A 7,891-nucleotide genomic window follows, 5' to 3' on the forward strand; every position below is an offset into this window, starting at 1 on the left:
GGGACCATTCACCGCGTGAGGGATAGTAGCGCTCGAGATAGTATCTCGTATGTAACTATCTCCGCGGCTACAAGGGGCTCGTCTTGCAACGCTTCATTGGACGCAAACGCGAGCTACGCGTACTGAGCGAGACGCTGAGCTCAGTAGGTGCGGCAATCGGCTCCCCCCGACCCGGCCAGTGCATCCTCATGCGCGGACGGCGACGCGTGGGAAAGTCCAGTCTGGTCGAGGAGTTCATCCGGCGGAGCGAAGCACCGGGGGTGTTCTTCACGGCCGCCGGCGGCTCCGCCGAGGACGAACTCGCGGAACTGCTCGACGCCGTCTCCACCTCCACCCTGCCCGAGCGCGACCTCTTCGCCGAAGAAGCACCCCAGCAGTGGAACGCCGCCTTCCGACTGCTCGCGGAGATCCTTCCCGATGACCGGCCGAGTGTGGTCGTGATCGACGAGGTGCCGTACCTCATGGACCGGGTCGACGCTTTCGAGGGCTTGTTGCAGCGGGCCTGGGACCGCCTCCTCAGCCGTAAGTCGGTGCTCTTCCTGCTCATCGGCTCGGACCTGTCGATGATGGAGGCGCTCAACGACTACGACCGGCCCTTCCACCAACGCGGCCGGGAGATGGTCCTGGGTCCCCTCAACCCCGCGGACCTCGCCGAGATGCTCGACCTGGAACCGGCCGAAGCCTTCGACGCCGCACTGGTCACCGGCGGGCTGCCGCTGATCTGCCGCGAGTGGCCGCAGAGCGGCTCGATGTGGGACTTCCTCGGTACGTCCCTGTCGAACCCGATTTCCGCATTGCTGGTCTCGGCCGAGCGTTCCCTCGCGGCCGAGTTCCCACCCCAGGCCATGGGCCTGGAAGTCCTCAAAGCCATCGGCACCGGCGAACGAACCTTCACCAACATCGCCCGTGCCGCCGGCGGCATCGCCCACACCACGCTCACCCGCGCCACGGAACTCCTGACCACCAAGCGCGTGGTCGCCGCCGAACTGCCCCTCTCAACACGCCCGTCCAAGGAGCGGCGCTACCGCGTGGCCGACCCCTACCTGCGCTTCTGGCTCGCCTTCCTCGACCCGCACATGGCCGAGATCGAGCGCATGCGCGGCGATCTGACCCTGGCCCGCATCCGCGAGCAATGGACCGCCTGGCGAGGACGCGCCATCGAACCTCTCGTCCGCGACAGCCTCGCCCGGCTCCTGCCTGACCAGGGCCTGTCGGCCGCCCCGGCGATCGGCGCCTACTGGACCCGTAGCAACGACGTCGAAATCGACCTCGTCGGCGCCGACCGCGCACCGGTCGCCAAGCAGCTACTCTTCCTCGGTTCCATCAAATGGCTCGAACAGGCCCCCTTCGACAGCCACGACCTCGCCGCCCTCCACAAACACCGAGCCGCACTGACCGACGAACCCGTTCCTCTGGCCGTAGCATCCCGCAGCGGCGTCCAGTGCTCCGGACTACAGGCGGTCTACGGCCCTGGGGAACTGCTCAGCGCCTGGCAGATGGCCTGACTCAGCAGCCGAGCTGTTGCGCGATCCGTTCCGGCAGGCCAGCACGGTCGCGGCCAGCCGGAACGGGAGCCGGAGGCGGTCTCCGGTGTACTTCTCGGCTGCTCGTCGCGGTGCACGTGGGCGTGCTCGGTGTCCGGCGCGGGCAGGCGCATTCCGCGGGACTCGGCGACGCGCAGGGCGTCGGTCAGGCACTCGGCGAGCCGGAGGCCTGCGTAGCGGGCCTCGGTGTACGGCGACGTGGGGTCGTCCAGCGACAAGGCAGAGCCGAACGCCACCCCGGACGCGATGAGCATGAGGCCGCTCTACGTACAGCTGGCCGACCATGCGACCTCGTCATACCCAACGGCCGAGTGGAGTAGCGGCCGGAGAGGTGGGCCATGGCTCCGTCGTGAAAATCCACGGACAACCAAAAGCGGAACCGTGCGGTTAAAAACCGCGTATCCACAGGAGCAACGGCACACCAAGCGCCCTGGTACGAGAAGAATGCGAGCACCATGACCAATTGGCCAGCATGGATCAGCTCCGGCGCGGCAGTCGGCGGTGCTGGAGCCGCATGGTTCGCCAGCATCAATGGCGTTCGCACCCTCAGGCAGACCCGTGCGGACAGCGTCAACCGGAGCCGGCCCATGGTGGCCGCAGAGTTCCGAGACGCCTATCCGGCCCATGCGACGCTGTACCTGGTTGTACGCAACTATGGGCCGTCCGTTGCCAAGAACGTACGGGTGACGTTCACGCCCGAGATCCCTGATCCGAACCCTGAGAAGGCCGAGCGCAGCGTCATTCCGTACCTCAAGGAACGGTACGGTCGCGTGATCCCGACGCTGACTCCAGAGACTGAACTAAAGAACGTCTACTTCAGCGGCAGAGCTGGCGAGGATGACGTGTTCGTCAACTGGGAAGACGTGCCTGATCAATTGAGGGTCACGATCACGTATGAGTCGACCGACAGGAAACAGTCATACGAGGACACCTATGATCTTGACGTGGCCCTGATGCAAGGCGAAACGCGAGTCACGTCATCCCGATCGATCGAGAAGCAGGTCCAGGAAATCAGAAAGGCCCTACAGGGGATCCAGTCGGCAGCTCGCTCGATCGCTCGTAGGCACGACGACGGAAAGTAGGGCAGTCCCCTCCTCGGGCGCCCCGCGTCAGTCCCACCCACGGATGACTCGGAGAAGGCCCTACGGGTCGAGAAGTTCAGGATCTGATGCGCGTGGGTGTCTGGCGGACCCATCACGCTGATCATCGCCAACGCCGCGAAGAACATCGCGATCGTCAGCGTCGTCACTCAGGTGCTGCTCGTCCTGCTCGGCCTCCTGCGGATGACGAACGCCCTCAACTGGAAGACTGAAGCGGCCCGCAGGAGCGCCCTGGGCGATCTGCAGACGACGCCCCCTGCGTGCCTCACGAGGGCCTGGCCACCCTCTACACGAACAAGCAAGTCACAGCCAGCACACCACATCCCCTATGCGGTCATAGCGGTCCTTCACGCGTCGTCCAGCAGGATCAGGGACCTTCACTCATTTCTGGTCACAACACGGACACATCTCCTCCACGTAGCACACATGAGGACGCATGATGCCCTCCTGCACACCACGTCCTTGGGGGGACCATGACCGACAGCACGCCACCACCCATGCCCGGCTTCCCGCCACCAGCACCGTCGAAGAAGAGCCACACCAACGCGATCGTCATCGGCTCCGCTGCAGCCGTCATCGCCGCGATCGTCGCCACCGGTGTCGTCGTGGCGAACTCCCGGGACGACAAGGCAGATGCGGGCAGCGCCGCCAGCGCCGAGTCAACGCTGTCCGACGAGACGATCACCGCCGCCGAGGAACCGGAGCAGACGCCGGAGACCACGGAGCCGGAGATCCTTGGGTTGACGGACGGTGTGGAGTACGAGGACGGCGTCGAGGTCACGCTGTCCGGCTACGCGCGGGGGGTGTCGACGGAGTACGGGTCGCCTGAGAGCGCGCCGTACGTCTCCTTCACGGTGAAGATCGTGAACGGCTCGGAGTCGACGATGAATCTCGCAGACGCATACTTCTTGTGCCAGTACGGGGATGAGGCCACGGAGGGCGAGGAGATCTACGACGAGGACCGAGGGCTGGAGGGGATGCCGACGACGCATCTTCGGCCGGGCCGGACGATGACGGCGAAGGTGGCGTGCGAGGTCCCGAAGGGCGAGGAGTATCTGCAGGTCGAGATGGCGCCTTCGTTTGAGTCTGAGACGGCGATCTTCGCAGGGAACGTGAAGTAGCCGGGTGTGGGTTGGCCCCGGCTAGCCGACCAGCTGCTGTGGACGAATTCCGAGGGCAGTTCGGGCGCTCCGCTCGACGCTGCGGGCTCTCGGGTAGGCGGTCGCGAGAATGTGACAGTGATAGGGGTAGGTGTCACATTTTCGCGACCAGCCACCTGGCCGGGGAGGACGGGCCACCAGGGTCTTCCATGGACGCCGCCGGGTCTCGGTCCCGTTACGCCGTGCTGCGTTCGGCCGCCTCGGCCTCCTCGACGCCTCCGGTGTCCGGTGGAGGCAGGCGCAGTCCTCTGGACTCGGCGACACGCAGGGCGTCGGTCAGGCACTCGGCGAGCCGGAGTCCCGCGTAGCGGACCTCGGTGTACGGCGACGTGGGGTCGTCCAGCACCGTGCGGGCGAGGCCGAGTACGTCGGCGCCCATGTTGAGCTGCACGGTTTCCAGGTCGTCGGCGAGGCGGGAGACGTACCCGCCGCCGCTGTCCGTCACCAGGTAGCAAGGGTTGCCGTCGAGGGACGGCCAGGGCAGCAGGCGGGGGGAGTTGGAGGTCGTCGCGGGGTCGGTGGTGTGCTTCATCAGGCGGCCACCTCCTGCGCGCCGATCAGGTGCCGGTCGAGGTCGATCCCGAAGTCGGCGGCGAGAACGAGTGCGAGGCGACGGCGCGCCTGGAGGGCGGCTTCAGGTTCGTGGGCGGTGAGGTAGGGGCGTACGAGGGCGGAATCGGCACCGTCGAGGGGAGTGACGAGACCGTACGGGGAGCGGTGGCGCGGAAGGCTCGGGGGTTCGGGAGAGGAGGGACGGCGTACGACGGTGAAGTGGACGCAGAAGTGAGGGTGCCGGTGGGGACGGCGGCGCCGCTTGCCCGTGCCCGGGGCGAAGAGGAGTCGCAGCCATTCGAGGGTGCGGCGGATAAGGTCGTGCATGTCGACGCTCCTATGTCAGCGTTGGCCGTGCCCCGGGAGGTCTGGCCACCTCGCCGGGGTTTTGTCATTTCGAAGCTACACTGGGATGCAGCCCTCTGTATACAAGTACAGAGGGATCAACCCGACCGTGCAGATCACTGCCGCTCTACGTTGGACGTATGAGCGATAAGGCAGAGCCGAACGCCGCCCTGGACCCGATGAGCGCGAGACCGCTCTACGTACAGCTGGCCGACGTCATCGCCGGGAAAATCGCGTCCGGCGAACTGGCGCCGGACAGGCCCATCCCCTCGGAGAACCACCTCGCCGACGAGTACGGCGTGGCCCGACTCACGGCACGACGGGCCGCACAGGAACTCCGCGAGCGCGGGCTGATCGTCACTGTGCGCGGGAAGGGCTCCTTCGTCGTGGAGCAGCCGACCAGCGACACTCCCGAAGAGGGCGACCCGAACGCCTGAAGGGGCCGCATCGCGCGGCCTCTTCGGCGTGAGTCACCCCGTACCGTCAGCTGCTCGGCGACCGACCGCCCCACTCCTTCTCGAGCGGTTCAGCCTCCCCTCTCCTGCCCCTCCCTGCCCCGCAACGACGACAGCGGGGGCAGCACGCCGGGCAGGCGGGCATGGGATGCGTGGTGGCCCGGATGGGGAGTTGGTGATCTTCCGGCGAGCATGCGGAGGCCCGGCCGCGCACAGGCGCGAGCCGGGTCGGCAGCGTCGGATCAGAAGTTGCCGTTCGACAAGATCTCACCCGACTTGTCGTACACCGTCACCAACCCATTCTCCGACTCGTAGCACGAGGCGAACGCCGACGCGATCAGCTTCCCGTCCGACGCGTGTGGGCCCACCAGCCCGCCGGTGTAGTCCGTGAACACCTCGGCCGCGTCGAGGATGTCGTTCTGCTCGTCCGCGCCGGTCACCTTCGTGACGTGCTTGACGGCCGACTTCTCCGTTGCCGTGCCGCTCTTCGCAACGCAGTCTTTGAACTGGTCGGCCTGGCTCTTGGCCGGCGCTTTCTCCTCTGGGGCGTCCTCGGCGGGTGTGTCTTCAGCCGGGGTTTCTGCGGCGGGCTCGTCCTTGGCGGCGGGCTCGTCCTTGGCGCTGGGCTCGGAGCTGACCGTGCTGCCCTTACTGCTGTCGTCGGAGCCGCCGCTGAGTGCAGCGCCGAAGATGCCGATGATGACGAAGAGCCCGACCACGCCGGCGCATCCAATGCCGATGACCTTCCCCGTGCTGGACTTCTTCGGGGGCTGCGGCGGCGGGGCACCCCAGCCCGGCTGCGGCTGCTGGTGGGGCGCACCCCATTGGGTCGGCTGCTGCGGTGGCCCGTACCCGGGCTCCTGCGGGTATTGCTGGCTCATGGATCCCCCCATGGTGCGGTGTTGCGTGAGATGGGTGACGTTATCCGATGTGTGCATGATGTGAAGGGAATCGTTGGTTCCTGTTACGAACCTGAGTCGAAACGGTGAGGGCCCGCCCCGGCGACGGGCCCACGGGGCGAGCGAGGTCGAGCGCTGGCGGACGGTGAAGCGGTGCCCGCGCTGCCCCGGCCGGATACTCCGGCTGCGGATCGGCCGACGGGCGCACAACGTGTGGCGCCGTACGCACGAAGACGGCACGCGCCGACCCTCCGAGGGGGAGCCGCACGAGGGTGCTACGGCTGCCAGGCCTCGTACACCCCGCGCGACGCCAACGAGGACCCGCTCGTCGTCAAGCGCTGGGACTTCGAGCCCGAGACGTGGGAACGGATGCTGAAGGAGAACGGCTAACGGACGCGCGGGCAGAGGTGCTTGCGGCTCCGCCCGGCAGGCGGAAGATCGGCACACTCATCGTCCAAGCGCACACCTGACCCCATGAACGCAGTCAGGCCCCGCCGCACGCCGATCCGGCCGGGGCCTCTCCACGCCTTGGTCGTACGCCCTTCGGGCCAGCAGCGGGCCAGCTACCGATCACCGGAGCCCCGAAACGCGCCGAAGCTCCAGATCAGATCCGTGGCCCGCGCACGAGCCCGACCCCGGCCGGGGCATGGACGGCTGGCCTCAATCGTGCCGATAGCCCGCATCCAAGTTCAGGAGCGGAGCTCGCCTTCCAGCAGGCCCATGGTGAACATGTCGTACCACTGGCCATCGCGTCGGAAGACCTGACGCAGCCTGCCTTCCTCGACGAAGCCGACCTTCTGGTAAACGCGGTAGGCGGCGTGGTTCTCGGTGACCACAGTCAGCGTGATCTTGTGTAGGCGCATCTTCTCGAGGCCGTAGCGGCAGATCGTCCGCATGGCGTCGGTGGCGTAGCCGCGTCCCCAGTACTCCTTCTCACCGAGGTAGATGTCGAGCTCGGCGCATCCGGTCTCCGGCTCGGCGTCGCGCAGTCGGACCAGGCCGATGAGCTGTGCGTCGGAGAGCACCTCGACCCCGAAGAGCACGTCGCCGTACGCATTGCGCGGCCGCTCCTCCATCCGCTTCTGGACCTGGGCCAGCGGCTGGGCGTAACCGTCGTCCATCCAGCGCATGACGTCAGGGTCGTGGTTCCACCGCCACAGAGCCTCAGCGTCCGACGGCTCCATCGGCCGCAGCTTCACCGTGTCCCCGAGCACCATGTCGGCCAGCCCTTCGGATGCTCTGCGATCAGCTTTCGCGAACCCGCCAGAGGTAGCACGGGCTGATCTTCGTATTCAACCGAATTAGCGGCACTGCCCGCCCGGTCCGGACCTCGCTCGACACCGGCTGCTGTTGAGCCCCCGGCTACGTCCACCCGTCGAGCGACACCTGAGGGCCACCCCGCAGATAGCAGTGGAGAGCGCTGGCGGTCGTGGCCACGAACTCCTTCGGGATCGCATCGGCGTCGACCCAGCACACCTGCGCGTGCTTGTGCGGTTCGCGGTTCTCGGGTTCGCCGGTCCATTCGTGGGCGGCGAAGACCACGGTGAGGAAACCGTTGGGCGCTTCGACGCCCCAGGCACGGTGGATCACGTGGGCGACCGTCAGGGACTCGGGCTTCACGGTCAGGCCCGTCTCCTCGTACAGCTCCCGCACCGCGGTTTCGGTGATGGGCTCGCCGGGTTCGCTCTTGCCGACGGGGAGGTCCCACATGCCCTGGGCGAACTTGGCGTCCGGGCCACGCTGGAGGAGGACGACGCGGTTGGCGGCTTTGTCGTGGACGATGACGGCGGCGACCAACACGGTCATGGATCCGAGGGCTGTCTCTTATACACCTCT

General features: G+C 67.0%; 11 protein-coding genes. 5 read left to right on the plus strand and 6 right to left on the minus strand.

The genetic code is table 11. The annotated features are described in order from the left end of the window. Nucleotides 1–83 precede the first annotated feature (83 nt). Nucleotides 84–1,505, plus strand: a complete 1,422-nt coding sequence (locus G6048_RS28925) for an ATP-binding protein (RefSeq protein WP_165342539.1) — start codon at nucleotides 84–86, stop codon at nucleotides 1,503–1,505. On the opposite strand, the gene G6048_RS28930 is transcribed toward G6048_RS28925, so the two are convergent. Then, nucleotides 1,463–1,798 (minus strand): hypothetical protein, encoded by a 336-nt coding sequence (locus G6048_RS28930; protein WP_165342523.1) that lies wholly within the window; start codon nucleotides 1,796–1,798, stop codon nucleotides 1,463–1,465. The genes G6048_RS28925 and G6048_RS28930 overlap by 43 nt on opposite strands. A gap of 201 nt (nucleotides 1,799–1,999) precedes the next feature. Between G6048_RS28930 and G6048_RS28935 the strand changes: the two genes are divergently transcribed. Together G6048_RS28935 and G6048_RS28940 are read left to right on the plus strand one after the other, a co-directional pair. Beyond that, complete coding sequence (locus tag G6048_RS28935; protein WP_165342540.1) at nucleotides 2,000–2,626, plus strand: COG1361 family protein; 627 nt, start codon at nucleotides 2,000–2,002, stop codon at nucleotides 2,624–2,626. 491 nt (nucleotides 2,627–3,117) lie between these two features. Then, nucleotides 3,118–3,765, plus strand: coding sequence for a DUF4352 domain-containing protein (locus G6048_RS28940; protein ID WP_165342524.1), 648 nt, complete (start codon nucleotides 3,118–3,120; stop codon nucleotides 3,763–3,765). A gap of 214 nt (nucleotides 3,766–3,979) precedes the next feature. Here the strand turns inward: G6048_RS28940 and G6048_RS28945 are convergent, their stop codons facing one another. Both G6048_RS28945 and G6048_RS28950 read right to left on the minus strand, forming a co-directional pair. Next, complete coding sequence (locus G6048_RS28945; protein WP_165342541.1) at nucleotides 3,980–4,336, minus strand: hypothetical protein; 357 nt, start codon at nucleotides 4,334–4,336, stop codon at nucleotides 3,980–3,982. Continuing rightward, nucleotides 4,336–4,683 carry a hypothetical protein gene (locus G6048_RS28950; RefSeq protein ID WP_165342542.1) on the minus strand — a complete coding sequence of 116 codons (348 nt, stop codon included), beginning with the start codon at nucleotides 4,681–4,683 and terminating at the stop codon, nucleotides 4,336–4,338. The genes G6048_RS28945 and G6048_RS28950 overlap by 1 nt, the downstream gene beginning before the upstream one ends. Before the next feature lie 158 nt (nucleotides 4,684–4,841). Between G6048_RS28950 and G6048_RS28955 the strand changes: the two genes are divergently transcribed. Continuing rightward, nucleotides 4,842–5,138, plus strand: coding sequence for a GntR family transcriptional regulator (locus G6048_RS28955; protein ID WP_235990452.1), 297 nt, complete (start codon nucleotides 4,842–4,844; stop codon nucleotides 5,136–5,138). A 260-nt stretch (nucleotides 5,139–5,398) separates the two neighbouring features. Here G6048_RS28955 and G6048_RS28960 read toward each other — a convergent pair whose 3' ends face one another. Continuing rightward, entirely contained in the window at nucleotides 5,399–6,037 is a 639-nt protein-coding gene (locus tag G6048_RS28960; RefSeq protein ID WP_165342543.1) for a hypothetical protein, read from the minus strand. Nucleotides 6,038–6,268: 231 nt separating this feature from the next. Between G6048_RS28960 and G6048_RS28965 the strand changes: the two genes are divergently transcribed. Then, nucleotides 6,269–6,445: a hypothetical protein gene (locus G6048_RS28965; protein WP_165342544.1), complete on the plus strand. Its 177-nt coding sequence runs from the start codon at nucleotides 6,269–6,271 to the stop codon at nucleotides 6,443–6,445. Between the two features lie 299 nt (nucleotides 6,446–6,744). Here G6048_RS28965 and G6048_RS28970 read toward each other — a convergent pair whose 3' ends face one another. Both G6048_RS28970 and G6048_RS28975 read right to left on the minus strand, forming a co-directional pair. Next, nucleotides 6,745–7,272: a GNAT family N-acetyltransferase gene (locus G6048_RS28970; RefSeq protein WP_165342545.1), complete on the minus strand. Its 528-nt coding sequence runs from the start codon at nucleotides 7,270–7,272 to the stop codon at nucleotides 6,745–6,747. A gap of 145 nt (nucleotides 7,273–7,417) precedes the next feature. Then, on the minus strand, nucleotides 7,418–7,861 hold the full coding sequence (locus tag G6048_RS28975; protein WP_165342546.1) for an NUDIX domain-containing protein: 444 nt from the start codon (nucleotides 7,859–7,861) through the stop codon (nucleotides 7,418–7,420). Nucleotides 7,862–7,891: the final 30 nt, after the last annotated feature.

Origin of the sequence: Streptomyces ureilyticus (assembly GCF_011045025.1) — a bacterium.
GTDB lineage: Bacteria > Actinomycetota > Actinomycetes > Streptomycetales > Streptomycetaceae > Streptomyces > Streptomyces ureilyticus.